Source organism: Streptomyces sp. HB132 (assembly GCF_016909575.1).
Taxonomy (GTDB): Bacteria; Actinomycetota; Actinomycetes; order Streptomycetales; family Streptomycetaceae; genus Streptomyces.
In genome coordinates, this window is sequence record NZ_JAFBGA010000002.1 from 206,431 (window position 1) to 232,443 (window position 26,013).

Below are 26,013 nucleotides of genomic sequence, written 5' to 3' on the forward strand. Positions count from 1 at the left end.
GGTCGCGGCAGCGGCATGGCCGAAATCGGGCAAGCAAGAGGGGACACAGGGGGGTGAGCGACAAGGCCGCCCCAGGTCTCATGGCGCCCAGCCGGAACAACAGTGCGCCCCGCGTCGGCTATCTCGTTGTCCACGGAGTCGGCAACCAGCACCGGGGTATCGGCTCGGGACGTTCCGTCCTGCACCACATGGGTCGGGGCATCGTGGACCCGATCGCCAAGGCTCATGGCTCGTCATCGGTTACATGGACCGAGACACCAGAGAACAGAGGAAGTACTGCCGAATGGCCGTTGGGCACCCCTGCCCACGCTGCTGTTCGTATCACCGCTCTCGGCCAGAAGACTAAAACGGTGCTTATCGCGGAAGCAGTGTGGGCCGACCGCTTCCGTCGCCCGCCGTGGTACCTGCGGTGGCTACTGACTGTGGGTTACGTGGTGTTGAGCCTGCCCGCAGTGCTTCTACTAATAGGTCCGGACCGCCGCGACCGCAGCATCTGGGAGTCCACCGGGGCCTCGTGTAGGCGGACCTTCCTGAGATCCCTCAGCGACGGACTGCGGCCAGGCGCCTTCCTCGTCAGTCCGGACTTTCGCCACATCGCCCGCATGGGTTGGCGGTTCCTGACTTTGCTCGTACTCCTGGCCGCATTCAAAGAGCTGCTCACGGAACACCCCCGGTGGACCGTCGGCTGTGCTGCCATTCTGATCGGCCTCCTGTGTACGCGGCTGAATGTCGCAGACCACGTGATCATGGCTGCTGCACGGAGCCAGGAGCGAGAGAAACTGCTCGACTTCCTGGAAGAACGGCTGCGGTGGATGCAGGCGCATTGCGACGAGATTGTGATTGTCGCTCACTCGCAGGGAGGCTTCCTGGCCCACCAGCTCATGACTCGCGACGGGGGCCGCAACCAGTCAAAGGTGATGCGGCTGGTGGGAGTCGGATCGGGCCTCAAGCCCATCCGGCTCCTCCAGCAGCTCCGGCGCCCGCTTGTTTGGGCAGTGGCATGGATGCTGCCCACCGCGTCCCTATGCCTGGCATGGGGGGCTTCGCCGCTTATCGAGCCGAGCAGTTCCGAGATCGCAGCGGGCATGCTGATGTACTTGGAGGCGACGATGCCTGCCCTGGTAGTGCCGCTGGGCGCACAGTCCCCCGAGTTCACGTCAGCGATGCTGGACAGCGTGGCTGAATCGATGAAACAAGTTCAGTTCGGCCTTCTCCTTCTGGGTGACATGCCCTGGGAACGGTGGGCGGCGATTGCGGTGAGTGCGGCGCTAACGCTCGCGTGTGGGCTGACCATCAGGTTCCGTATCCGCCCCAAGGCGGAGACGCTCTTTGCCCTGCCACCGTCCAACGGCCCGCAGCAACTGGAGTGGGAGGAGTACAGCAGCCAGCACGACATGGTGGGCAGGATGCTGTTGCCCACACTTCCACGCGGTGTGGAGCAGGAGGCCACGCCGGTACTCGGCCATCCGCTCGGCGATCACACGAGGTACTTCGACGACGATGGACTACTCACACGCCACCTGGCAGCCCAACTGCTTGCTGACGTCGAGTCCTCAACTCACCAAAGCTTAGGCGCGGGCCGGTGGGCAGAGACCGTGGCCCGATACGAACGAGCCCTGCGGAAGCAGCATGATCGACGGCGCTGCTTCCAAGGAGTTCTCATGCTGTGGGTGGCGGCAGGCTCCCTGACTCCCCGCATGGCGCACGGAGCGACCCTCGTCGAGGCGGTCATCGGGAGCTGGCACGCGCTGGCGGCGGCGACAGTGTTACTCAGCGCCGCATTCACTTGGCAGGGACGGAGAAGCCACCGGAAACTTGTTGCGATGCTCGACGCCGAACTGCGAGGTGAACCTCAGCCAACACCATCAGTCACGATCGTGGTTCCCCAGCACAGGACGGCTGCAACCCTGGCGTTGGCGATTGGCGCCGTGGTCTCCTTCTTCGGAGCCCTGGGGTTGACCATGCTGTCAGGGCTACAGCCAGCTTGGAACGTCCGCTCACCTGGCGCGCCCATGCTCGCTGCCTTCATCCTCGCCGTCCTCGCTGCCGCGACAGGCTCTGGCTACCGGGTGCGGCGAGCCTGGGTTGGCGGCGCAGGACTCCTTGCCTGTCTCCCAGCGCTGGCCTCCAGCGGCCCCCTCAGCTCCACTGCACCTGCGTGGGCGAAAGCTCCCGGAGGGCCACTCGCTGCCATTGTCCTGCTGACATTGACGCTCGCGCTGGTCAGTTTGAGCAGGGCACGCTTGGTCCATCTCCCAGAAGCTTCATCCAACTGCTCACTCTCAGTGCCCACACACGGGAAAGCGTTGCCGCACTCCAGGCGGAGCGCAGATAACGTGGAAGCCGAAGTTCGCGCTGGTGGCAAGCGGGCGGGCCCGCCGCGGATCACCCGCTAAAAGGCGCGCCTTCATGCCAATGACGCTCCACTCAGGCTGCTCAAGAAGGAAGCACGGTGCCGGAGCATACGCTCCGGCACCGCAGTGAGGAGTCGCCCCCTTGGAACAGGATGCAGCCCCCGCAGGCCACCCCTGCCCTGGGAGCCGTTTGGGAGCCAACCCACTCCCCAAGCCCCTGCCACACCGCGCAAGACCAATCCGGACCACGCTTCTGACCAGGGCAAACGGCATCCGCGCTGGCAAGATCAGTAACCGACCCTCATTCGGGACGAAGAGGTCGTGGGTTCAAATCCCGCCACCCCGACAGCTGAAATAGCAGGTCAGAGGGCCCAGTGCGCTAGTTGCACTGGGCCCTCTGACGTTGCTGCGTGTAGTTCTGCGCGACTACCGCTTGTGATCGTGCTGGATGCCGTCCATGACCACGGCACCGGTCTGGTTCGCAGGGCGGATCTGTTCTCGGTAGACCTCTTCAGTCACGGCCGTCCCGATGCGGCCGACGAGGCGAGAGAACGCCTCCGACGGGACACCACGGTCGGACGGCAGGGACACGAAGCTGCGCCGGAGCACCTTGGGGTCCCGCCGGCCGCTTCTACCCCTTCGGCCGTCTTGAACGCCTGCCTGAGGGCACACCCGGACATGGGTCGAGTCGAGAGGCTTACCGCCGAGATTTTCGATTCCTCGTGTCCCCACCGCGCAGGCGTCGGACGTACAAAGCGACGGTCGGCACGATAAAACGGTCACCGCGAAGGCCCACAGCATCGTTGCAGTGTTGCGTGCGGCATAGGTCAGCAAGCCATGCCCAAGACGGATACCCGGTCCGGGTGGCCGTGGCCGGTGGTCGACCTATACCCGCCCGCGGCCACCGCTCCGCGTGCGAGGCAAGGTGAGTGTCCAACTGCGTGACAACGGCGATGGACAGCCGCGAACAGCTGTGGGCGTCGGCGGAAGAGCAGCGCAGGTAGATCGCCCACGGGCCCAAGAACAGCGAGCGTCCCGAGTCGCTTCGGGACGAAGAGGTCGTGGGTTCAAATCCCGCCACGCCGACAGCCGAAACACAAGGTCAGTGCCCTGGGGGTTTCCCGGGAGCCGGAAGCCGACCGCGGAGCGGCGGGATGAACGGCTCGGAGACGATCGCCTCGTCGCCGAAGCGCTCGCGGGACAGGTCCCTCCCCCGGCTGCCGTCCAGGTGCGGGGCGGCAGTTCGACGAAGGCGACGTCATCGAGAGGGGGAGTCGCCTGCGGCGTCTCGCGAGGAGGCGCAGGCTGTCGGAGCTGTCCGCTCCGGCCCGGGGAAGACGGTGCCGTCGAAGATCTTTCGTGCGGTACGCACCACGGCGGTACGGCCGGCCGTGGGGGTACCGTCCGCACCGGTCCCGATACCGGCCTCGATGTCGAGGAACCCGGTGGGGTGCTCGATGCGCAGCCGGTCCCCGTGTGCGGGGAGCCGGGCGATGCCCTCGGCGACGCTGCCCGGGACGCGCAGCCCGGCGGCGACGCCGGCCGCTCCCAGGACGCCTATGGAGGTGTGGCAGCGGTGCGGGATGAAGGTACGGGTCGTCACCGCGCCGTCACCGGCGGGCGGGGCCAGCAGGCTGATTTTCGGTACCGTCGCGTCCTGGACGTCGCCGAGGCCCATGAGAGGACCCGCTTCCAGCCGGATCCTCTCGATGCGGTCGCGGAGGACGGTGTCGTCCTCGAGCTCCTGCGGAGTCTCGTAGCCCGTGATGTCCAGGGCGTGGGCCGGGATGAGTACGGTCGGCATTCCGTTGTCGACGCAGGTCACCGACGTCCCGGCGATGAGCTCGCGGGCCCGGCCGGTGGGCAGCAGTGGACCGACGCCCTGCTCGAACTCGATCAGCACCGGCGCGGCGGTCCCCGGGACCCCGGAGATCCGTGCAGTCCCCGTGTAGTCGACGCGCCCCCCGGGAGTGGGAAAGGTCGCCGTGGCCAGGTCACCGGTGTTGACCATCCTGATGCGTACGGACGTGTGCCCGTCCACGGCGGTGACCAGGCCCCGTTCCACGGCGAAGGGGCCGATCCCGGCGAGCAGGTTGCCGCAGTTCTGACGGTCGGACACCTCCGCCGCGTCTACGGCGACCTGGAGGAACAGGTAGTCCACATCGACGTCCGGGTCGTCCGGTACGGAGACGACCGCGACCTTGCTGGTGAGCGGGTGCGCCCCGCCCAGACCGTCGATCTGGCGCGGGTCGGGGCTGCCCATGATCCGCAGGAGCAGACCGTCACGGGCGGCCGCATCCCGCGGCAGGTCGTCGGCCAGGAAGTAGGCGCCCTTCGACGTGCCGCCCCGCATCAGGAGGCAGCGCACCTCCGCCGGTCCCCCGGTCACGCCCCGGCCTCCCGCGCGTGGTCCTCGTACGAGGTGTACCGCACGCCTGGATTGCCGAGCTTCTCCCGCAGCCCGTACCGGTCCAGGCCGAGGCGGCCCTCCAGGAAGTCCGGGCGCGCGTCGGCCTCTTCGGCCTCCCGCGCCTCGGACGCCTCGGCGGTCCGGCGGGCGTGTTCGCGGGGCACGACCACCACGCCGTCGTCGTCGGCGACGATGACGTCACCGGGACGGACCAGTTGGCCCTCGATGACGACCGGTACGTTGACCGAACCGCCGGTCGCCTTCACGGTGCCCTGGGCCGAGACGGCCTTCGCCCACCCGGCGAAGCCCATGTCGCGCAGTTCCTGGGTATCGCGGATGCCCGCGTTGATCAAGATGCCGCGCACCCCTCGCCTGCGCAGTGCGGTGGCGAACAGTTCCCCGAACATGCCGTCGGTGGAGGGCGAGGTGGTGGTGAAGACGAGGACGTCGCCCTCGCCGCACTGCTCGACCGCCGCGTGGATCATGAGGTTGTCGCCGGGCCGGCTGAGCACGGTCACCGCTCTGCCCACGATCCGTACACCCTCCTGGATCGGGCGCAGTCCGGGGCCGAGCAGACCGGTGCGTCCCATCGCCTCGCTCACGGTGGCGACGCCGTATCCGGCGAGTGCCTCGACATCCCGCGCATCCGCCCTGGGCGGACCGGTGACGATGATGCCGCTCATGCCGGCCGCTCCGCGATCCGGGCCGTCTCGGTCGTCATGGCTGGACTCTCCTTGCTGGGGACAGGACTTCGTACCCACCGGCGCGGCGCGGCGCGACAGTGCACACGGTGCGCCGATCAGGCGGTGCGCGTGACCGGCGAAGTGCTTCGATCACGCTCGCCCGGTGGAGCGGACGGCCGTCTCGGCCGGCTGCGGCTCCCCGGCCCCGATCGCTTCGATCACGGCCAGGTGTGCACTCAGGGACTGCGGGGAGCGCCCGGGCCTCAGGGCGAGTGGAAGCCTGTGACGCACCAGCCGGCCGCTCGGACGCTCCAGGAGCGATACGGCCGTCTGCTGGCCGGTGGACTCCCCGACCCTGAATGCGGTTCATGGTTCAGGTCGGAGTGGAGGATGGAATCGCCACGGGTGATCGCCCTGGCCGATGGCCTCGCCGATCCCTGTGGGCCGGTCCAGCCCCCTCGTCGCTCGACGCCACGGCAGCCCTGGCCGAGCGGAGGTCTTCCGGGGCCGTGCGGCACTCGGTGATGGCGGCCTCGTCGACGCTCACCATGCGCCCCACCGGTCGGACCGGCTTGTTTCGGCATCGTCGCTCCCCTGAGTGAGTGCCTGTCGAACCTAAATCCACGCCGACAGAATTGTCAACAATCCTGTCGGCATATTGCGGCGGCTGCGACGGGAGCCGAGCGCGACCCGCGACGCGCCGTGGGCCCGGTCCCTCTCCTGGAGAGGGACCGGGCCCACGGCGTACCGGGCGGCACGAGGACGGTATTGCGGCATCCGCCGCCGGAGGTGGATCAGACGGCAGCCGTGACGCCCTCGGCGACCTGGCGGATCACCTCGGTCAGCGAGGTGACGACCTCGGCGTCGTCCGCCGGGTGGAGCTCGGCGAAGCGCGTCACTGAGCCGGGGATGGAGAGCTTGGCCTCGGCCAGGACGGCTCCACCCGCGACACCGGCCGCCTTACGGGCCTCGTCCTGCGCCCACACGCCACCGAACTGTCCGAAGGCGGTGCCGACCACGGCGACGGGCTTGGCGGTCAGGGCGCCGGCGCCGTACGGGCGGGACAGCCAGTCGATCGCGTTCTTCAGCACAGCCGGCATGGTGCCGTTGTACTCGGGCGAGAACAGCAGGAACGCGTCGGACCGGCCGGCCGCCGCGCGCAGCTGGGCGGCCGCGGCGGGAACGCCGCCCTCGACGTCGATGTCCTCGTTGTAGAAGGGAACGTCGACGAGACCCTCGTACAGCTCGACCTCGACACCCTCGGGCGCGTGCTTGACGGCCGCCTCGGCGAGCTGACGGTTGTGGGAGCCGGCGCGGAGGCTGCCGACGAGGGCGAGGATGCGTACAGACATGGGGGAAGCTCCTGGGAGACGGAGACTGCAGAAGTAAGCGGACCATGGTCCGTTTAAAGTTGTACCACCTAAACGGACCGTGGTCCACTTATCCTTCGCGGCGCTACCCTGGCGTCATGACCGCTTCCCTTCCTCCGCCGCCCGGGCCGGCCGCCTTCGGTGAGGTGCGTGCGGATCTCACGCTCGCCGCCGTCGGCGAACCCGAGCAACTGCGGGCGGACGCGGCACGCAACCGGGCGCTCCTGCTGGACGCCGCATCCCGGCTCCTGGCTCACTGCGGGGCGGCGAATCTCACGATGGAGTCGGTGGCCGCCGCCGCCGGAGTCGGTAAGGGAACCGTCTTCCGGCGCTTCAAGGACCGCACGGGTCTGCTCATCGCGCTCCTCGACCACCGGGAGTCCCTGCTGCAGGCCGCCTTCCTCTCCGGGCCGCCCCCCATGGGTCCCGGCGCCCCGGCCGCGGAGCGGCTGCACGCCTTCGGGCCCGCGGTGATGCGTCACGAACTGGACCACCACGAGCTGATCCTGGCGTCCCGCACCGACCCGCTGCGCGCCTACGCCGTGCCCGCGTACCGGCTACGCCTCAGCCATGTGGCCATGCTGCTGCGCGAGGCGCGTGCGGAGGGCGATCGGGAGCTCGTCGCACATACCCTGCTGGGTTCGGTCGACGCCACTCTCGTGCATCACCTGACGTGCGAGCGTGGCATGCGCGTCGAACGGCTGGAGCAGGGCTGGCACGATCTCGTCACCCGGCACGGGGTGGCACGCTGACGGCTGCCACGTCGTGCCCCGCACGCACCTGGATCAGGGCGTGCGTGCCGCTGGTGCGCCACGCGAGTCCGGACCGGTCCAGGGCGTCGACGGTCCCCGGGGCCAGGCCCACGACGACGTCGGACTTCAGCGTGCGCAGCGCGGCGACGGCCCCCGGGAAGTACGCCGTGAGGTCGGCGAACGACGTGGTCGCCGGCCACAGCCGGTCGCCGACCAGCCGCCGGTAGTTGAGGTCCCCCTTGAGGACGGTCAGCGCCACGGCGCTCAGCTCCGCCCGGAGATCCTCGGGCATCCGCTCGTAGGGGAACGGGGCGCAGAAGAACGCGTGCGTACGCACTTCGAGCCGACCGGACCGCATGGCCTCCTGGACGCGTCTGCCGATCGCGCCCGCCTCTCCGGGAGCGCCGCTCAGACGGCGCAGGCAGTCGACGACGTCGGCCGTCATCGCGTCGGAGACGTAGTACGGGCGGGGCTTCACATAGAGCAGCACCCGGCCTGCGCGGCCGTGGTCGAGCAGATGGTCGACGAGGACGAGGTCGGGGATCAGCTCGCGGCCCGTGTTGTCGGCGATGACGGCGACGGTGGTCCGGGACTCCGGCGGCAGGAGCGCCCAGAGCGCCGCGCTGTCGTCGGCGACCAGACCGGGGACGGCCTCGGCCGGGGCGGATTCGCCCGCCGGGCCGCGGAAGCCGAGATCGGCACGGTTGCCCCAGAGTGACCCCTGGAGGAGAGCTGTCGCCCGCTCCGCTGCGGGGACGCCCGCGAGGTCGTCCAGGGAGCGGAGTTCCTGCTCGACCAGCTCGCCGCTCAGCTCGGCGCGCTTGAAGGGGGCGAAGGGGTCGACGCCCTGCCAGGGGCCTTCGTCCAGATAGCCGACGGCCCCCAGGAGCCTGCGGTAGAAGTAGCTCTCGGCCCAGAGGAACGGGGCGTCGAACCAAGGCTGCCCGAAGTACTCCGGCCCCCGTGCCAGCCAGAGCTCACGGTCGGGGCTGCCCGGGCCGAGCGGTTCGACGACCCCGTGGGCGATCTCGTGCAGCAGGTCGTCCAGGGCGCGGTGCTGCCGAGGACCGTACGGGAAGGCCTCCCGCACCTGCTCGATCAGCGCCGGATGACGCTCGGCCATGACGCCCCGGGCGAAGCTGCCCGGCTCCCGGCACGTGATCACAGGAGGGAGGCCAAGGCCCCCCGCGGTCCCGGAAGTCGCTCGCGTATCGCCCATGCGCCCCAGTCTGCCCGGTGGGGCGGATCCGCATCCCGCAGCGGGTGCGCGTGTCCACCGCCCGTGCGCTGGGGCGGTCAACGACCGTGACCGAACCGGCACATGGGCGGCCCGGCGCCTGGTTACGATGTACAGCGGCTCAGATCACTTACCCCAGGAAAGGGAACCCGCACCCATGCCGGCCGAGACGTTCGAGTTCCAGGTAGAAGCGCGCCAGCTCCTGCAGATGATGATCCATTCGATTTACTCGAACAAGGATGTCTTCCTGCGTGAGCTCATTTCCAATTCTTCGGACGCGCTGGACAAGCTGCGACTGGAAACGCTCCGCGACGACACACTCCAGGCAGACTCGTCCGACCTCCATATCGCCATCGAAGCCGACCAGGAGAAGCGCACACTGACCGTGCGCGACAACGGCATCGGAATGTCGCACGACGAGGTCGTGCAACTGATCGGGACGATCGCCAATTCCGGTACGGCGAAGTTCCTCCAGGAACTCAAGGAAGCCAAGGACGCCACCGCATCCGAGGAACTCATCGGGCAGTTCGGTGTCGGGTTCTATTCGAGTTTCATGGTCGCCGACGAGGTCACCCTGCTGACCCGGCGCGCGGGCGAGGACACGGGCACGCGCTGGCAGTCCAGCGGTGAGGGCACCTACACAGTCGAGTCCGTCGACGACGCGCCGCAGGGCACGTCGGTCACGCTGCGGCTCAAGCCCGAGGACACCGAGGACAAGCTCTTCGACTACACGTCGCCCTGGAAGATCAGGGAAATCGTCAAGCGCTACTCGGACTTCATCACCTGGCCGATCCGCATGGCCGCGGAGGGCGAGGAGGGCGCCGAACCCGGGACCGAGACGGTCAACTCGATGAAGGCGCTGTGGGCCAGGTCGAAGGACTCCGTGACCGATGAGGAGTACAGCGAGCTGTACAAGCACATCAGCCACGACTGGACCGAACCCCTCGAAACCATTCGCATGCAGGCGGAGGGCACCTTCGAATACCAGGCGCTGCTCTTCCTGCCGTCCCACGCACCGCAGGACCTGTTCATGCAGGACCACAAGCGCGGCGTTCAGCTCTATGTGAAGCGCGTATTCATCATGGATGACTGCGAAGCGCTCATGCCGACGTATCTCCGCTTCGTGAAGGGTGTCGTCGACGCACAGGACCTTTCGCTCAATGTGTCGCGTGAGATCCTCCAGCAGGACCGCCAGATCGAAATGATGCGGCGTCGTCTTGTCAAGAAGGTGCTGTCGACGGTGAAGGATCTGAGGTCCGGCGCCCCCGAGAAGTACGCGACGTTCTGGAAGGAATTCGGCCGGGTCCTGAAGGAAGGGCTGTTCCAGGACTTCGAGAACCGCGACGCGATCCTCGAGATCTCCTCCTTCGCCTCGACCCAGGACGAGGAGGGGCTCACCACTCTGCGCTCGTACGTGGAGCGGATGAAGGAGGGCCAGGAGCAGATCTACTACATGACCGGCGAGTCGCGTGCGGCCATGGAGAGTTCGCCCCACATGGAGGCCTTCCGCGCGAAGGGCTTCGAGGTCCTCCTGCTCACCGACCCCGTCGACGAGGTGTGGGTCCAGTCCGTTCCCGAGTTCGACGGCAAGCCTCTCCAGTCGATCGCCAAGGGCGAGGTCGACCTCGACACCGACGAGGAGAAGAAGGAGGTCGAGGCCGAGCGTGAGAAGCAGCAGGAGGAGTACGCCGGTCTGCTGACCTGGATGACGGAGCAGCTCGGTGACACCGTGAAGGAGGTGCGCCTCTCTTCACGGCTGACCGTCTCGCCGGCGTGCATCGTCTCGGACACGCACGATGTCACCCCGGCGCTGGAGAACATGTACCGCGCGATGGGCCAGGAGGTGCCGCAGATCAAGCGCATCCTCGAACTCAACCCGTCGCACGGACTGATCAGCGGGCTGAACAAGGCGTACGCCCAGCAGAGCGCCGAAGCGAGTGGCGGTACCGAACTGGCCGAGACGGCCGAGCTCGTCCACGGACTGGCGCTTCTCTCGGACGGTGGCGAGCTGAGCGATCCTTCGCGCTTCAGCAAGCTGATGGCGGACCGTCTGGAGCGCACGCTCTAGCCCCGACCGTCCCATGACTGCGGCCGCCAGGTTTCCTGGCGGCCGCAGTCATGTGCGGTGCGAGGGGAGTCGTGAAGGCGGCGCGGCGACGGCAGTGTTCACACACCCGAACCGACGGACGCCCCGGCGAGGTGACTGAGCGGAGCCACCAAGAGTGTCGAGGAGTCCTGCAACTTCACCATTTCGGGGTCCCGTTGAAGGTTTATCTACGCGCGGAGCATCGTCTGCCGAACGATCCTTCGGGCATATCAGACGACTTTCCCCGCGGCCATTACCGCCGAGTACCGGAAGCTGCTACAAACGTGCTCGCCCCACGAACTCCCCACTCATCCCCCACGTTTCGAAGGGCTGGCAGCCATGTCAGTACGTACCTTCCGGGCATCTCTCTCCAGCCTCGCGATCGCCGCCGTGGCCATACTCGGCTTCGCCCAACCAGCATCTGCGGCCGGCGGGAACTACGTCGCTCTCGGTGACTCCTACTCCTCCGGAGTGGGCGCAGGGAGCTACACCTCGGAGAGCGGCGACTGCAAGCGCAGCACCAACGCGTACCCCTATCTCTGGAAGAACGCGAACGCTCCGTCGTCGTTCGCGTTCGTCGCCTGCTCGGGTGCGACCACGTCCTCCGTGTCCAGCGGCCAGCTGGGCGCGCTGAGCTCGTCGACCACGCTCGTCAGCCTCACGGCCGGCGGCAACGACGTCGGGTTCGCGGACGTCATGCAGACGTGTGTCCTGCAGAGCGAGGCCACCTGCGTGAACCGGGTGAACACAGCGGTCTCCCAGATGCAGAGCTCGCTGCCCGGAAGTCTCGACTCCCTGTACGCGGGAATCCGCTCGCGCGCTCCGCAGGCCCATGTGGTGGTCCTGGGATACCCGCGCTTCTACAAGCTGTCGGGCAGCTGCATCGCCGGGCTCACGGAGACCGAGCGCGGAGCCATCAACAACGCCTCGGACGTGCTGAACGGGGTGCTCGCCAAGCGGGCGGCCGATGCGGGGTTCACCTTCTCCAGCGTGGTCGACGAGTTCACCGGGCACGAGCTCTGCTCCGGTGACGCGTGGATCCACAGCGTGTCCATCCCGGTCACCAACTCCTACCACCCGAAGGCCGTCGGGCAGTCCAACGGCTATCTGCCGGCCTTCCGCTCCGCGGCGTAACGCGCGTAGAGCGGCCCGTCCGCCGCTCGCGGTGCCACCGCCCTCCGGCCTGTCGGAGGGCGGTGGCGCCAAGCGTGGAGGGGTCTTTCCGGGGAGCTGCGGACTCAGTACCGCTCGACCAGGTGATCCCGGCCTGCAGGGGGCTCGTAGGGCTCCGGCCAAAAGTCCGTCACTCCGGCGATCCTGCCGTCCGCGTCGAACGTGAAGAAGTGGACGGCGTGCATCTCCTCGCGCCCGACCGTCACCAGTGTCCGGACGGCGGCCTGCCGGGCCTCCCCGTCGGCCACGATCCGCTCAGTCCGGACATGCCAGTCGCCCGGATACTCGCGGTTGAACCTGACGTAGCGCTCCTTGCCGATGACGCGCTCACGGGTCTGCGGCAGGTCGTACACCACGTCGTCGGCGAGGGTGGCCGAGAAGGCTTCCCAGTCGCGGGCGTCGGCCGCGGCCCAGTAGGCCTCCACCGCTGCCCTTACCTCTGCCGCCCCCCACACCCCGCCCGCACCGCCGGCCGTTTCAGTCATGGCCCCGAGTGTGGCCCCTGCCACTGACAATCGGCCGTCCGCCGTCCCGTTCAGCCGCTGACGGGCCGTGACGCCTTGACCGAATACATCATCGGGATGCGCGGGCGGTCGACCGGGAAACGGTAGTAGCCGTCCGCATGCCGCACCAGCGCCGGGTAGCGGGCGAAGAGCGTCGCGTCGTGCTCGTGCAGGAAGTCGATCCGCAGCCCGGCCGCCGCCAACGCCGAGACGACCTCGCCCACGGGATGCTGCCATTCGACGCTGCGGTTGTGGACGGTCGTGGCACCGAAGTCGGCGTAGGTGCCCGGCGAGTCGTCCACCCAGGGGTCGCTGCTGAAGTAGTCGTAGGCGATCCTCGAGCCGGTCTCGTCGTCCAGGCAGTCGGTCACGGGATGGAACTCCGCCAGGTACAGGAACCCGCCCGGTGCGACCAGCGACGCCACGACCTCCGCCCAACGGCGCACGTCCGGGAGCCAGTTCAAGGCACCGAGGCCCGTGTAGACGATGTCGTACGCGGAGTCCGGCACCGCCTGGGCCGCGTCGTACACATCGGATGCGACGAACATGGCCCGCTCGGGCGACAGTTCCAGCGAACGGGCCAGGCCGCGCGCGGCCTCGACGGCGGGCTCGGAGAAGTCGAGGCCCACGACCTGGGCAGCACCGTGGCGCGCCCACGAAAGGGTGTCGAGGCCGATGTGACACTGCAGGTGCAGCAGTGTCCGGCCCGTCACGTCACCGACCTCCGCGAGCTCGAAGCCGCGCAAGGCGTCCTTGCCCGCCAGGAAGGCGTCCAGATCGTAGTAGTCACTGGCCGCGTGGATCGCCACGCGCTCGTCCCAGCGGGCGCGATTGGCCTCCTGCCAGTCGTCGGGGGTCGGTGAGTGCATGCCGAGAAGTTACCCACAGGCTGGGGGTGCGTGCGAACAGTTATCCACAGGCTGCCCGGCACAGTGGCCACATCGGGTTGGATGGGGTCATGAGCGACACACAGAACGACGCGTCCGTACCGGAGCGGGAGCAGGAGCCGCCGCAGTGGGAGCAGCGTTTCCGCGCTGCAAGGGTGTCCCTGCCCGACTGGGCCGAGGACGCTCCCGACCGCGCGCTCTTCGTCTCCAACGCCACCGGCACCTATGAGCTGTACGCCTGGGACCGGGTGACCGGCGGGCAGCGCCAGGTGACCGACCGGCCGAACGGGACGACCGACGGCGTGCTGACACCCGACGGCGAGGCGATCTGGTGGTTCGCCGACACCGACGGCGACGAGTTCGGCGTGTGGATGCGGCAGCCTTTCGGCGGCGGTCCGGACGAGCCGGCCGCGCCCGGTCTGGAGGCCTCGTATCCGGCCGGACTCGCGATCGGCAGGGACGGCACAGCGGTGGTCGGACGCTCGACGGACGAGGACGGCACCACGGTGCACCTGGTGCGTGCCGGGGCGGAGCCGAGCGAGATCTACCGGCACCGGGAGTCCGCCGGGGTCGGCGACCTCTCCCACGACGGGACGCTGATCGCGCTGGAACACACGGAGCACGGCGACGCGATGCACTCCGCACTGCGGGTGGTGCGCCCTGACGGTTCGACGGTCGCCGAGCTGGACGACACCGAGGGAGGCACCAAGGAGCTGGGCCTGTCGGTGCTGGCCTTCGCGCCAGTGGCCGGTGACACCCGGCTGCTGATCGGGCATCAGCGGCGCGGGCGGTGGGAGGCGATGATCTGGGACCCGGTTGCGGGGACGCAGACCGACCTGCCGATCGATCTGCCCGGTGACGTGGGAGCCGAATGGTATCCGGACGGATCCGCGCTGCTGATCGAGCACAGCTTCGAGGCACGCAGCGAGCTGTGGCGTTACGAGCCGGGCGCCGCCGGGCCGGTGCGGGTCGAGACCCCCTCCGGGACGGTGTCGGGTGCCACGGCCCGCCCTGACGGCACGGTGGAGTATCTGTGGTCGTCCGCCGCCCAGCCGCCCGCTGTACGGTCCACGGCGGGCTCCGTCGTTCTCGACCCGCCGGGCGCGAAGGCTCCGGCCTCGGTGCCGGTGCGGGACGCCTGGGTGGACGGGCCGGGAGGGCGTATCCACGCACTGATTCAGACTCCGGCCACGGGTGACGGGCCGTTCCCCACGGTCTTCGAGATACACGGCGGGCCCACCTGGCACGACAGCGACGCCTTCGCATCGGGGCCCGCCGCGTGGGTGGACCACGGCTTCGCCGTCGTCCGCGTCAACTACCGGGGCTCGACGGGCTACGGGCGAGCCTGGACGGACGCGCTCAAGCACCGGGTCGGGTTGATCGAGCTGGAGGACGTGGCGGCCGTCCGCGAGTGGGCGGTGAAGTCAGGGCTCGCCGATCCGGACCGGCTGGTGCTGTCCGGTGGGTCATGGGGCGGCTACCTGACCCTGCTCGGGCTCGGTACGCAGCCGGACGCCTGGGCCCTCGGACTGGCGGCGGTCCCGGTCGCCGACTACGTGACCGCCTATCACGACGAGATGGAAGCGCTGAAGGCGATGGACCGCACGCTGCTGGGCGGGACCCCGGAGGAGGTTCCCGAGCGCTTCGAGGCGTCCTCCCCGCTGACCTATGTGGACGCCGTGCGCGCTCCGGTCTACATCTCCGCCGGCGTCAACGATCCACGCTGCCCGATCCGCCAGGTGGAGAACTACGTGGACCGCCTCACGGCCCGGGGCGCGGTCCACGAGGTCTACCGCTACGACGCGGGTCACGGCTCACTCGTCGTGGAGGAGCGGATCAAGCAGGTGCGACTGGAGCTGGACTTCGTGCTGCGGCACCTCGGGAGGTCGCAGGTCCGGGAAGACGAGGAAGGCCGCGGATAGGGGCGGGGCCGTAGAGGGCGACGGCATAAGGTCCGGATAAATGGTGCACCCCGCTCCGGGGGCCCGGAGCGGGGAACCGTACCGTGGAGGGGTGTACCGGTTCCTGCTGACCCCGCGGTGGTGGGGGATCAACCTCTTCGTCGTGCTGGCCATCCCCTTCTGCGTGTTCATGGGTACGTGGCAGCTCGGCCGTTTCGAGGACCGCGTGCAGTCGCACGAGGAGGCCGAGAAGCGCCCCGATCCCGGCACCCGCTCCCCGAAGCCGCTCGACGCCCTGCTCCCCGTGAGCACGGAGACGTCCGGCCGCCCTGCTGTGGCGACGGGTACGTACGCCGACCGGTTCCTGGTCCCCGGACGCGAGCTGGACGACCGTAGCGGCTTCTATGTGCTGGACCTGCTGCGAACCGACAGCGGGAAGGCGCTGCCCGTCGTCCGGGGCTGGCTGGCCGGCTCACCGGGCAGCGCGAAGGTCCCTGCGGCACCGGCCGGCGAGGTCACGGTGACCGGCGATCTGCAGGCCTCCGAGAACAGCGGCACCAGCGGCGTCGACCTCAGTGGCGGGCTCCCCGAGGGCCAGCTCGGCATGATCAGCGCGGCGTCCCTCGTGAACCTCGTCCCGTACGACGTCTACGACGCCTGGGTGACCCTGCCCGAGCCGGAAGCGGGGGGCGCCGGCGGGGACATGAAGCCCGTGCCCGCGGCGGCGGCGCAGGGCAGCGGACTCGATCTGAAGGCCTTCCAGAACCTCGGCTACACCGGCGAGTGGTTCGTCTTCGGCGGCTTCGTGCTCTTCATGTGGTTCCGGCTGGTGCGCCGCGAGGCGGAAGCCGCACGCGATGTGCAACTGGGCCTCGCGGCCGACGCCGACTGACGGAGCCCCTCGGCGGACCGGCACCGACCGGCACTGCGGCGCCCGGCCAGGCCGCGGATTCGGGCAGGTTGCTGACACGAGCGGGTCGCGGATCCGGGCAGGTTGCCGATACGGCAGGCCGCGGATCCGGGCAAGGCGGGGCGGGGCGGAGTCCGGACAGTGCGCCGATACGGGTGGGTCGCGGATTGGGGCGGGTCGCGGACCCGGCCAGGCCGCGGATTCGGGGCCGCCGGGCGGCCTGGCTGGCCGGGGCAGGGAGGACGGGGCACGCGGGACGTCCATCCTGCGCGGTCGGATCGCGCCCTACCGGATCCTGCACGGCCGATCCGGCCGCGACGTGCCACCGTCCGACCATCCGAATCCTGCTAGGACGCGTTCAGTACGCCAGTGCGGTAGATCGTGCCCGCACACGCGTTGGCGATCGTCGTCTGCGCGGTCGGCGCACCCGCCTCCGGGGTGTGCGTGACGGCGATGCTGCCGTCCGCAGGGCCCCCGTCGGCGCTGCCGAACTGCGCCGCGGTGTCCGTCGTCCCCGCGGTGGTACCCGCCGCCTCACCTCCGCCGCCGCCTCCGCCGCCGCCTCCGTCGCCGTCCGTGGGCGTCGGACTCGGCGAACCGCCGGTGGTCGGGCAGGTGTCCGACGGCACCCAGGCGAAGCGCACCTCGTAGGTCATCGTCGGTTTCAGGACCACGGTCCCGGGCTCCAGCGACGGGTCGGGCAGACCGGTCGCGGGGTCTCCCGCGACGTGCTGCACCACAGTGATCTTGAGCGGGTCGGCGGCGCCCGCCGCCTGGAAGCCGACCGTGCCGTTGTTGGTCACCGAGCAGGCGGCGCCGGAGACATTGGCGATCCTGAAGGTCCCGTACACGGTGCCGTCCGCGCCGGCCGCGCCCGCGTCGGCGGAGGCGACCCCGAGCTGGCCGGGGTCACAGGTCGTGGTGGCGGTCAGGTCGGAGCCCGGAGGGTCGTCGAGGCCCGCGGCCCCGCTCCTCTCGGCGCCCGGGCCCGATCCCCGCGACGGAGCGGTGGAGTCGCCGGTATCGCCCTCGGCACCCTCGGTCCGGCGGTCGGCGGGACCTGCCGTCTTCCCGCCGTCGGCCTCCGAGCCCGCGTCCTGCCCACTGCCTCCCTGGGCCTGCTCGCCATGGCCGGCTATGGCGGGGTTGGCGGTGACCGAGCCGTCCGAACTCGCCACGTGCACGAAGGCCGGAACCGCCGTCCCGATCAGCAGTGCCGCTGCCGCGGCACCCACCACGCCCTGCCTCCGCCGGGCGCGACGGGCGGGCACCGCGCGGTGCAGATGACTGAGGGTGCCGTCGGAGGGCTCGAGGCCCTCGACAGCGCCCTGCAGCATGCGGCGCAGCGCGGCCTCGTCCATGCCCTCGCTCTCGCCCCCGGTGCGGCCGGAGGCTCCCAGGTCTCCCCCGGAAGCTCCGTCGCCACCGCCGCGGAAGAGTTCGGTCAGCGTGCCGCCACCGCCGGCCCAGACCTCATGACCGCCCGTGTCACGGCCACCCTGGTCAGGTGCGCCCACCTCAGGACGGTCCGAGTCCGCTCCCCCGGCCTCGGATCCTGGGGACACGCGTCCCGACTCGGCAGGCCCCGAGGCCGCTGACTCCGACGCGGCGGGTCCCGAGACGGCCTCCGCCCCGTCGACCGCGCCCCGGTCCCGGCCTTGGTCCCGGTCCCGGTCGTGGCCTTGGTCCTGGCCTTGCCCCAGGTCCTGCTTCCGTTCACCGTCCTGCTCCGGATCGGTGTGCGGGATGTTCTCCGGCCCGTCGTTCACAGTTCCATTTCCAGTCCGGTCATCGTCGTGCCTGTTCTCGGGCCCGCTCATGCCTGCGCCTCCATCACGACACGCAGTGCCGCGATGCCCCGGGAGCCGTACGCCTTCACCGAACCGAGCGATATCCCCAGCGTCTCCGCGACCTGGGCCTCCGTCATGTCCGAGAAGTAGCGCAGCACCAGCACCTCGCGCTGGCGGCGCTGCAGCCCTTTCATCGCCTTGATCAGCGCGTCCCGCTCCAGCTGGTCGTACGCGCCCTCCTCCGCGCTCGCCATGTCCGGCATCGGCTTGGAGAGGAGCTTCATCCCGAGGATGCGCCGACGCAGCGCGGATCGGGAGAGGTTGACCACCGTCTGGCGGAGATACGCGAGCGTCTTCTCCCGATCGCGCACCCGGTTCCGTGCCGAGTGCACCCGGATGAATGCCTCCTGCACCACGTCCTCGCAGGACGCGGTGTCGTCCAGCAGGAGCGCGGCGAGACCCAGCAGCGAGCGGTAGTGAGCTCGATAGGTCTCGGTGAGATGGTCGACCGTCGTTCCTGCCGCCACCGCCTCCTCAGCGCCCTCGCGCTGCGAAGGCAGCCGGGTGGACCGAGCAGCGGGCATGGGCGCAATCACCGGCATACCGCCGGCTGCGCGGGGCCGCCGGAGCGGGCGCACCGAAGCGCCCCGCAACGGGCCCACCACTGTGATGTCGAGAACCTCTGCCACGCCAGTTGGACACGCTTCCCCCCGTCAGGGTTGTACGCGAACGGCACCGCGTTCGATGCTGTGCGACATGCCCTCATTCGTACCTGCTCTTCCCCAAATGCCCTGAAAACACATCCCGCCACGCAAGAAGTGACAACATAGACGCGTCGCATCCGCCCAGCGGTTGCGGAGGGCCAGGAGATCATCGTCGGATATGACAACGCCCCAGCTCAAGGTGTTCAGACGGGCAAGTTACCCACAGGGCGTACACAGATCCTACAAAACAGGTTCGATCAGGTACGAGGAAATTCCCCGGCCACCGACTCCGCGATCTGGGCCACGTTGAGGGCCGCGCCTTTTCGGAGATTGTCGGCGCAGATGAACATCTCGACGGCACGTGGATCATCCATCGACTGCCGCACCCGGCCGACCCACGCCGGATCGGTGCCCACGACGTCGGACGGGGTGGGGAAGTCCCCGGCGGCCGGACTGTCGAAGAGGACCACCCCGGGCGCCGTCGCCAGGACCTCGTGCGCCCGCTCCACGGAGACCTCGTTCTCGAAACGGGCGTGCACGGACATCGAGTGCGCCGCGACGACCGGGACGTACACGCAGGTCGCGGTCACCTTCAGACCCGGCAGGCCCAGGACCTTCCGGCACTCGCCGCGGATCGCCAGTTCCTCGGACGACCAGCCGTCCCCGGCGTCGGTCCCGGCCCAGGGCACCACGTTCAGTGCCACCGGGGCGGCGAAAGGGTTCCTGTCCCCGTCGCCCATCGCCCTCCGTACGTCCCCGGGGCGGGTGCCCAGCTCCGTACCCGCCACCAGGGCGAGCTGCTCGCGGAGCACGGCGACACCGTCCCGGCCCTCACCGCTCACCGCCTGGTAGGACGAGACGATCAGCTCCCGCAGCCCGAACTCGGCGTGCAGCGCACCGACGGCGACGATCAGCGACAGTGTCGTGCAGTTCGGGGACGCGACGATGCCGCGCGGTCTCACCCGCGCGGCATGGAGATTGATCTCGGGAACGACCAGGGGAACGTCGTCGTCCAGCCTGAAGGCCGCCGAGTCGTCCACGACCACGGCGCCCCGGGCCGCGGCGACCGGTCCCCACTGGGCGGACACCTCGTCCGACGCCAGGAACAGGGCCACGTCCACCCCGTCGAACACGTCCTCGGAGAGCGGGAGGACCTCTGTCTCCTCACCACGTACGACCAGCTGGGCACCGGCCGCCCGCGGGGAGGCGATCAGTCTGACCTCGCCCCAGATGTCCGCATGCTCCGAAAGGATCTGGAGCATGACGCCGCCGATCACCCCGGTCGCACCCACGACCGCGAGCGAGGGGCGGCGTCCCGTCATCGGCCGGTGCCTCCGTAGACGACCGCCTCGTCGGAGTCGCTGTCGAGACCGAAGGCGGTGTGCACGGCGCGCACGGCCTCGTTGACGTCGTCGACACGGGTGACCACCGAGATGCGGATCTCGGACGTCGAGATCAGCTCGATGTTCACGCCGACGTCGGACAGCGCCTCGAAGAAGCCCGCGGTGACCCCGGGGTTGGTCTTCATGCCCGCGCCGACGAGGGAGATCTTCGCGATCTGGTCGTCGTAGCGCAGCGACTCGAACCCTATGCCGGCGCGGCTGCGCTCCAGGGCGTCGATGGCCTTGCGGCCCTCGGCCTTGGGCAGGGTGAAGGTGATGTCCGTGAGACCGGTCGAGGCGGCTGAGACGTTCTGCACCACCATGTCCATGTTGATCTCGGCATCGGCGATGGCGCGGAAGATCGCTGCGGCCTCGCCCGGCTTGTCGGGGACACCGACGACCGTGACCTTGGCCTCGGAGACGTCGTGGGCGACTCCGGAGATGATGGCGTGCTCCACCTGCTGGTCCCCTTGCGGCTCGTTGCTGACCCAGGTGCCGCGCAGTCCGGAGAAGGACGAGCGGACGTGGATCGGGATGTTGTAACGGCGTGCGTACTCGACGCAGCGGTGCAGCAGCACCTTGGAGCCGGACGCCGCCAGCTCCAGCATGTCCTCGAAGGAGATCCAGTCGATCTTCCGGGCCTTCTTCACGACCCGGGGGTCGGCGGTGAAGACACCGTCCACATCGGTGTAGATCTCACAGACCTCCGCGTCCAGCGCGGCGGCCAGTGCGACGGCGGTCGTGTCGGAGCCGCCACGCCCGAGGGTCGTGATGTTCTTGCCCTCCTGGCTCACACCCTGGAACCCGGCGACGATGGCGATGTTGCCCTCGTCGATCGAGGTCCGGATGCGCCCGGGCGTGACATCGATGATGCGCGCTTTGTTGTGGACCGAGTCGGTGATGACACCGGCCTGGCTTCCCGTGAACGACTGGGCCTCGTGGCCCAGGTTTTTGATCGCCATCGCCAGCAGGGCCATGGAGATCCGCTCTCCGGCGGTCAGCAGCATGTCGAACTCACGCCCGGCAGGCATCGGGGATACCTGCTCGGCGAGATCGATCAACTCGTCCGTCGTGTCGCCCATCGCGGACACCACGACAACCACCTGGTTGCCGTTCTTCTTGGCGTCGACGACTCGCTTGGCAACACGCTTGATGCCTTCGGCATCGGCTACGGAGGAGCCTCCGTACTTCTGCACGACAAGGCCCACGTGCGCTCCTCGCTCAATAATGGTGCGGTCGGCTCAGTTTAACGAGCAGCCCGGAATCGACCTGTCGGTACCGGATGGTGAGATGTCCCGCCCACCACCTGGTACGTAGGCCGTCCCGAACTGCTCGTACGAAGCTGCTGCCCGGATCCCCTCACGGCACGCCTCTTTGTGTCCCAGGACACAGCGGGCACGGCGGGTCCGCAGCGGTCACCGGAAGCTCGGCGGGCACGGCCCGCACACCCCGGGGGGCGAGCTACAGGACCGGCCGCAGACCCAGCGGTCCCGCGATCTCCTCGGCCATCACACGCCCCGCCTCCTCGGCCAGGTCGCCGTCACCGGGGTCCTGGTCCGTGTCCAGGCCGTCGAGCTCCTGGAGCGGCTGGTTCAGCCGGATGTGGGCGATCAGCGACTGGAGCGCGCGCAGGGCCGCCGAGGCGGTGGAGCCCCAGTTGGAGAAGTACGAGAACTGCCACCACCACATGGCCTCCGCCGTGCGGTCCGCCTCGTAGTGCGCGAGGCCGTGGCCCAGGTCCGTGACCAGGTCGGCCAGGTCGTCGGAGATGCGGTGGGGCACGGGGGGCTTGCGGGGCTCGTACGGGTCGAAGACCTCGGAGTAGACGTCGATGGGCTCCAGGAGCTCCGCGAAGCGCTCGCGCAGCCCGTCGGCGTCCGGTTCGGCGCCCAGGTCCGGTTCGTAGCGCTCGTCCGGGAGGATGTCCTCGTAGGCACCGAGTCTCCCGCCGGCCAGCAGGAGCTGGGAGACCTGGAGCAGCAGGACCGGGACGGCCTCTTCGGGCTCATCGGCCTTGGACACCTCGGTGACCGCGACGATGAACGTCTTGATCTGATCCGCGATCTGGACGGCGAAATCGTCCGGATCCTGCGTGACGGAGTTCAGCGTGGCGTCAGACATCGAGGGGACCTCCCGTGGGCACGGTCGCGAGCGGTGGGTAGAACATATCGCCGCCCCATATAAAGCCGCAGTCAGGCGCCGGGTCACACATCGAGAAGGCGCCTCCCCTCGAACGCGCGCCCGAGGGTGACCTCGTCCGCGTACTCCAGGTCGCCGCCGACGGGCAGTCCGCTGGCCAGCCGCGTGACCCGCAGGCCCATCGGCTTGACCATCCGGGCGAGGTAGGTCGCCGTGGCCTCGCCCTCGAGATTGGGGTCGGTCGCCAGGATCAGCTCCGTGATGGAACCGTCCGCGAGCCGGGCCAGCAGCTCCCGGATGCGCAGGTCGTCGGGGCCGACGCCCTCGATCGGGCTGATCGCGCCGCCGAGCACGTGGTAGCGCCCCCGGAACTCACGGGTCCGCTCGATCGCGACGACATCCTTGGGCTCCTCGACCACACAGATCACCGTGCGGTCGCGCCGGGCGTCACGGCAGATGCCGCACTGCTCCTGCTGGGCGACGTTGCCGCAGATCTCGCAGAAGCGGACCTTGTCCTTGACCTCCAGGAGGGCATGGGCCAGACGGCGTACGTCGGTGGGCTCGGCCTGCAGGATGTGGAAGGCGATCCGCTGCGCGCTCTTGGGACCGACGCCCGGCAGCCTGCCCAGCTCGTCGATCAGCTCCTGAACCACGCCTTCGTACAACGGAACGCCTCTCCTTCTTCCTGCTCGCACCGTATCCGGTACGCCCGGGTAGCCACAGGGGTCAGAACGGGAGACCGGGCATGCCGCCCAGGCCCTGGGCCAGCGGGCCGAGCTTCTCCTGCTGGAGCGCCTGCGCGTTCTCGTTCGCCGCCTGGACCGCCGCGACCACGAGGTCGGCGAGCGTCTCGGTGTCCTCCGGGTCCACCGCGCCCGGGTCGATCACCAGGCCACGGAGCTCGCCGGACCCGGTCACGGTGGCCTTCACGAGACCACCGCCCGCCTGTCCCTCGACCTCTGTCCTGGCAAGCTCCTCCTGGGCCACGGCAAGATCCTGCTGCATCTTCTGGGCCTGCTGGAGCAGCTGCTGCATGTTGGGCTGGCCACCACCGGGAATCACGGTCACTCCTGGCACTTCGACGACGGATTGTTCGGGTATGCCGAGCCTACGTGTTCGCCGGACGCGGCGCCCCACCCGCTGGGGACCAACTCTTTCGGGTGAGTTCTGAAAAGTACCTGCCGGCCTCCTATACCTGACCAGAGGCCATACCCACGCGGGAATACCGCGATTTCGACCCCGCGGCCCACCATTCGGCGGTAGGAAGAGCATGCGTTGCCGTACCTGTACGCAGGGCGAAGGTGACGCAGAGTTACCCGATGGGGCCCCGGTCATATGCCGGACTCCGCCCTTCCAGATCAGGAACCACGCCGGTCCGCGTCGACACGCGCCGGACGCAGAGTGCAGAGGAGTGCCCCGGTGAGTCAGCCGGAGATGCAGCCCGAAGGGCCGCCCCGCAAGGAGTCCGGTGCGGGATCCGGTGCAGGCACCGGAACTGATCAGTCCGGTTCGCGCTACGGTTCGGGCCCCCGGGACCTGACCGGCCGCGCCTTCCCCCTCGGCGACTGGGGTGAACCCGCGGAACGGCTCGACGAGCTCTACCGCTGGGTCGAGGCGGGCGCCATGGAGACCGCCGACTGGTATCTGCGTGACCGGGTCCGGAAGCGGCGTACCGCCAGGCTGCTCCGGCTCGGCACGGCGGCGGGAGTGGTCTCGGGCGCGGCCCTGCCCCTGCTCGACGTGACCGGGGAACTGCACGGTTCCGCCGGCTGGGGCTACCTGGCGCTGCTGCTGGGCGCCGCGTGCATGGCGTGCGACCGGTACTTCGGGCTGACCTCCGGCTGGATAAGGAACCTCGCGACGGCACAGGCCGTGCAGCGGCGCCTGCAGGTGCTGCAGTTCGACTGGTCCTCCGAGTGCGTCCGTGAGGTGCTGGGGCCGACGGAGGGCACCGCCAGCGAGGCCGCGGAGCGGTGCCTGGGGGTGCTGCGCCGGTTCTCGGAGGACATCACGGAGCTCGTCCGCATGGAGACGGCCGACTGGATGGTGGAGTTCCGGGCCGGGCCCGCGCCCATGGGGATGCAGTCGCTGGTGTCGGGCGGGCCCGGAGGCCGACCCGAGCCGGGGGCCGCGCCCGGCCGGCTCACCATGCCCGTGGCCCGGCCCAACATGCCGCGCCAGCGGCCGCCGGAGCCACCCCGCTGAATCCGGAGAGCGGGTCGTCACCGGCGGCCGGTGCCGCCCGTCAGCTGAAAATGATCATCGATCCCTGCGCGAGGCTGCGGGTGGCCGCCGCGTGCAGGCCCAGCCAGACATGCCGTTCCCGGGCGAAGGGGCTCTCGTCGTACGGGGCGGGGGCGGCCGGTTCCTCCAGGGAGGTCGGGCCGGCCGGCGGAACCGGGGTGGCCGGCGGGTTGGCCGGGTCGATGCCGATGGACGGGGCGACGAACTCCAGCTCCCGCAGCAGGCCGTGGGCGGAACCCAGCGGGCCGCCACCCTCCAGGAGCTGGTCGTCGGAGAGCGGGTGGGGGAAGTCCACCGGGACGTACGCCCCGGCGTGGTCGTAGTGCCAGACCAGGTGCGACTCCTGCGCGCTCTGCTCGAACATCTCCAGCAACTGCTCGTAGTCCCCGCCCAGTTCGTCGACGGGCGTGACGGCCAGCCCGCTCAGCTGGAGCAGGTAGGCGCGGCGCAGGAAGTGCAGGGCGTCGTAGTCGAAGCCCGCGACCGGGGCGACGTCCCCGGTGAGTCCTGGCATGTAGGCGTAGACGGGCACGGGCGGCAGCCCCGCCTCGGTCAACGCCTTGTCGTAGACGGCGATCTCTTCGGCGAAGGGGTTGTCGGGGCTGTGGCACAGCACATCGACGAGGGGGACCAGCCACAGGTCACAGGCCACGAAGTCTCGCTCTCCAACGGGTTCGTGATGGTCGGGACAGCGTAATGCGGCCGGGGCCCCTCGCACAGGGCGCGGGGTGTCCTCGGGCCGGTGCGCGCTCAGCTGTGGCCCGGGTGCGGGGGGTCGTCGGCGGCCAGCCGGTCCGCCCAGCTCAGCCCGTGCGCGTAGTAGGCGTCCAGCACCGCGCGCACGGCGGGTCCGTCGGCGGCCGTGATCGCCTCCACCAGGTCCTGGTGGCCGTTCCACAGCCAGTCGCACACGTCGGAGTCCCCCCGGAGGTAGGGAACGGCGAAGACCCACGCCTGCATCCGGAGCCGCTGCAGGAAGTCACTGATGTAGGTGTTGCCGATGACCGCGCCGAGCTCCCGCCAGAACCGCAGGTCGTAGCCGATGAGGATGTCGAGGTCGCCGCCGCGCGCGGCCCGGGTGGCCTCCTCGGCCCTGCGGCGCACGGAGACGAGCGCGGGCCGGTGGGCCGCGAGCACGGCGGGCGCGGAGCCGGTCCCGTCGAAGATCCCGCGGAACACCCCGTCTATGACCAGGGCGCGCGCCTGCACCATCGAACGGTAGTCGGCGACGGTGAACTCACGGACCCGGAAGCCGCGGTGCTGGTCGGACTCGAGCAGCCCCTGCGCGGAGAGGTCGAAGAGCGCTTCACGGACGGGCGTCGCGGACACCCCGTACTGCTCGGCGATCTGCTTGACGGTGAACTCCACCCGTGGCTGCATACGCCCCGCGAGGACCTCGTCACGCAGCGCGTCGGCGATCTGCTGCCGCAGCGTACTGCGGGTCACGCCTCCGCTCGCACCCATGACGCCCCCTCCCGTTCTCGGCTT

23 protein-coding genes are annotated in these 26,013 nt (G+C 69.5%); 7 read left to right on the forward strand and 16 right to left on the reverse strand.

The features are described 5' to 3' along the window. The first annotated feature begins 350 nt into the window (after positions 1–350). Positions 351–2,396 carry a lipase family protein gene (locus JOC24_RS05205; protein WP_205018922.1) on the forward strand — a complete coding sequence of 682 codons (2,046 nt, stop codon included), beginning with the start codon at positions 351–353 and terminating at the stop codon, positions 2,394–2,396. Positions 2,397–3,612: 1,216 nt separating this feature from the next. Here JOC24_RS05205 and JOC24_RS05210 read toward each other — a convergent pair. The 4 genes from JOC24_RS05210 to JOC24_RS05220 form a co-directional block, all read right to left on the reverse strand. Next, the gene (locus tag JOC24_RS05210; protein WP_307792633.1) at positions 3,613–4,743 is read right to left on the reverse strand and encodes a 4-oxalomesaconate tautomerase; all 1,131 of its coding nucleotides are present in this window, start codon (positions 4,741–4,743) and stop codon (positions 3,613–3,615) included. Next, on the reverse strand, positions 4,740–5,447 hold the full coding sequence (locus tag JOC24_RS05215; RefSeq protein ID WP_205018923.1) for a 4-carboxy-4-hydroxy-2-oxoadipate aldolase/oxaloacetate decarboxylase: 708 nt from the start codon (positions 5,445–5,447) through the stop codon (positions 4,740–4,742). The genes JOC24_RS05210 and JOC24_RS05215 overlap by 4 nt, the downstream gene beginning before the upstream one ends. Positions 5,448–5,597: 150 nt before the next feature. Then, positions 5,598–5,738, reverse strand: coding sequence for a hypothetical protein (locus JOC24_RS34145; RefSeq protein WP_374104476.1), 141 nt, complete (start codon positions 5,736–5,738; stop codon positions 5,598–5,600). Between the two features lie 503 nt (positions 5,739–6,241). Further along, positions 6,242–6,799, reverse strand: a complete 558-nt coding sequence (locus JOC24_RS05220; RefSeq protein ID WP_205018924.1) for an NAD(P)H-dependent oxidoreductase — start codon at positions 6,797–6,799, stop codon at positions 6,242–6,244. 116 nt (positions 6,800–6,915) lie between these two features. Between JOC24_RS05220 and JOC24_RS05225 the strand changes: the two genes are divergently transcribed. Further along, positions 6,916–7,569: a TetR/AcrR family transcriptional regulator gene (locus JOC24_RS05225; RefSeq protein WP_205018925.1), complete on the forward strand. Its 654-nt coding sequence runs from the start codon at positions 6,916–6,918 to the stop codon at positions 7,567–7,569. On the opposite strand, the gene JOC24_RS05230 is transcribed toward JOC24_RS05225, so the two are convergent. Further along, positions 7,544–8,788, reverse strand: coding sequence for a damage-control phosphatase ARMT1 family protein (locus tag JOC24_RS05230; RefSeq protein WP_205018926.1), 1,245 nt, complete (start codon positions 8,786–8,788; stop codon positions 7,544–7,546). The two genes, JOC24_RS05225 and JOC24_RS05230, sit on opposite strands and share 26 nt — an antisense overlap. A gap of 175 nt (positions 8,789–8,963) precedes the next feature. Here JOC24_RS05230 and htpG point away from each other — a divergent pair, with 175 nt between their 5' ends. After that, a complete protein-coding gene (gene htpG / locus JOC24_RS05235; protein WP_205018927.1) occupies positions 8,964–10,874 on the forward strand; it encodes a molecular chaperone HtpG in 1,911 nt (636 codons plus the stop codon). A gap of 357 nt (positions 10,875–11,231) precedes the next feature. Continuing rightward, positions 11,232–12,026 (forward strand): SGNH/GDSL hydrolase family protein, encoded by a 795-nt coding sequence (locus tag JOC24_RS05240; RefSeq protein ID WP_205018928.1) that lies wholly within the window; start codon positions 11,232–11,234, stop codon positions 12,024–12,026. 104 nt (positions 12,027–12,130) lie between these two features. Here JOC24_RS05240 and JOC24_RS05245 read toward each other — a convergent pair whose 3' ends face one another. Both JOC24_RS05245 and JOC24_RS05250 read right to left on the reverse strand, forming a co-directional pair. Continuing rightward, the gene (locus tag JOC24_RS05245; protein ID WP_205018929.1) at positions 12,131–12,550 is read right to left on the reverse strand and encodes a nuclear transport factor 2 family protein; all 420 of its coding nucleotides are present in this window, start codon (positions 12,548–12,550) and stop codon (positions 12,131–12,133) included. A gap of 50 nt (positions 12,551–12,600) precedes the next feature. Then, the gene (locus JOC24_RS05250) at positions 12,601–13,437 is read right to left on the reverse strand and encodes a class I SAM-dependent methyltransferase (protein ID WP_205018930.1); all 837 of its coding nucleotides are present in this window, start codon (positions 13,435–13,437) and stop codon (positions 12,601–12,603) included. 89 nt (positions 13,438–13,526) lie between these two features. Here JOC24_RS05250 and JOC24_RS05255 point away from each other — a divergent pair, with 89 nt between their 5' ends. Beyond that, positions 13,527–15,377 carry a S9 family peptidase gene (locus JOC24_RS05255; RefSeq protein WP_205018931.1) on the forward strand — a complete coding sequence of 617 codons (1,851 nt, stop codon included), beginning with the start codon at positions 13,527–13,529 and terminating at the stop codon, positions 15,375–15,377. 91 nt (positions 15,378–15,468) lie between these two features. Further along, positions 15,469–16,248 carry an SURF1 family protein gene (locus JOC24_RS05260; protein ID WP_205018932.1) on the forward strand — a complete coding sequence of 260 codons (780 nt, stop codon included), beginning with the start codon at positions 15,469–15,471 and terminating at the stop codon, positions 16,246–16,248. Between the two features lie 365 nt (positions 16,249–16,613). Here JOC24_RS05260 and JOC24_RS05265 read toward each other — a convergent pair whose 3' ends face one another. From JOC24_RS05265 to JOC24_RS05295, 7 genes are all read right to left on the reverse strand, one after another. Next, positions 16,614–18,035: a hypothetical protein gene (locus tag JOC24_RS05265; protein ID WP_374104477.1), complete on the reverse strand. Its 1,422-nt coding sequence runs from the start codon at positions 18,033–18,035 to the stop codon at positions 16,614–16,616. A gap of 47 nt (positions 18,036–18,082) precedes the next feature. Then, a complete protein-coding gene (locus JOC24_RS05270) occupies positions 18,083–18,658 on the reverse strand; it encodes a SigE family RNA polymerase sigma factor (protein WP_205018934.1) in 576 nt (191 codons plus the stop codon). A gap of 359 nt (positions 18,659–19,017) precedes the next feature. Beyond that, positions 19,018–20,082, reverse strand: coding sequence for an aspartate-semialdehyde dehydrogenase (locus tag JOC24_RS05275; protein ID WP_205018935.1), 1,065 nt, complete (start codon positions 20,080–20,082; stop codon positions 19,018–19,020). Then, positions 20,079–21,350 carry an aspartate kinase gene (locus tag JOC24_RS05280; RefSeq protein ID WP_104787074.1) on the reverse strand — a complete coding sequence of 424 codons (1,272 nt, stop codon included), beginning with the start codon at positions 21,348–21,350 and terminating at the stop codon, positions 20,079–20,081. Before JOC24_RS05280 ends, JOC24_RS05275 begins: the two co-directional genes overlap by 4 nt. Before the next feature lie 253 nt (positions 21,351–21,603). Beyond that, positions 21,604–22,263 carry a DUF5063 domain-containing protein gene (locus JOC24_RS05285; RefSeq protein ID WP_205018936.1) on the reverse strand — a complete coding sequence of 220 codons (660 nt, stop codon included), beginning with the start codon at positions 22,261–22,263 and terminating at the stop codon, positions 21,604–21,606. A gap of 83 nt (positions 22,264–22,346) precedes the next feature. Further along, positions 22,347–22,946, reverse strand: a complete 600-nt coding sequence (gene recR, locus JOC24_RS05290; protein ID WP_031090791.1) for a recombination mediator RecR — start codon at positions 22,944–22,946, stop codon at positions 22,347–22,349. Between the two features lie 61 nt (positions 22,947–23,007). Beyond that, on the reverse strand, positions 23,008–23,343 hold the full coding sequence (locus JOC24_RS05295) for a YbaB/EbfC family nucleoid-associated protein (protein ID WP_205019322.1): 336 nt from the start codon (positions 23,341–23,343) through the stop codon (positions 23,008–23,010). A gap of 357 nt (positions 23,344–23,700) precedes the next feature. Between JOC24_RS05295 and JOC24_RS05300 the strand changes: the two genes are divergently transcribed. Next, positions 23,701–24,486, forward strand: a complete 786-nt coding sequence (locus JOC24_RS05300; RefSeq protein WP_205018937.1) for an SLATT domain-containing protein — start codon at positions 23,701–23,703, stop codon at positions 24,484–24,486. 40 nt (positions 24,487–24,526) lie between these two features. Here the strand turns inward: JOC24_RS05300 and JOC24_RS05305 are convergent, their stop codons facing one another. Together JOC24_RS05305 and JOC24_RS05310 are read right to left on the reverse strand one after the other, a co-directional pair. Beyond that, positions 24,527–25,177: a hypothetical protein gene (locus JOC24_RS05305; RefSeq protein WP_205018938.1), complete on the reverse strand. Its 651-nt coding sequence runs from the start codon at positions 25,175–25,177 to the stop codon at positions 24,527–24,529. 98 nt (positions 25,178–25,275) lie between these two features. Beyond that, positions 25,276–25,989, reverse strand: coding sequence for a GntR family transcriptional regulator (locus JOC24_RS05310; RefSeq protein WP_205018939.1), 714 nt, complete (start codon positions 25,987–25,989; stop codon positions 25,276–25,278). Between the last annotated feature and the right edge of the window lie 24 nt (positions 25,990–26,013).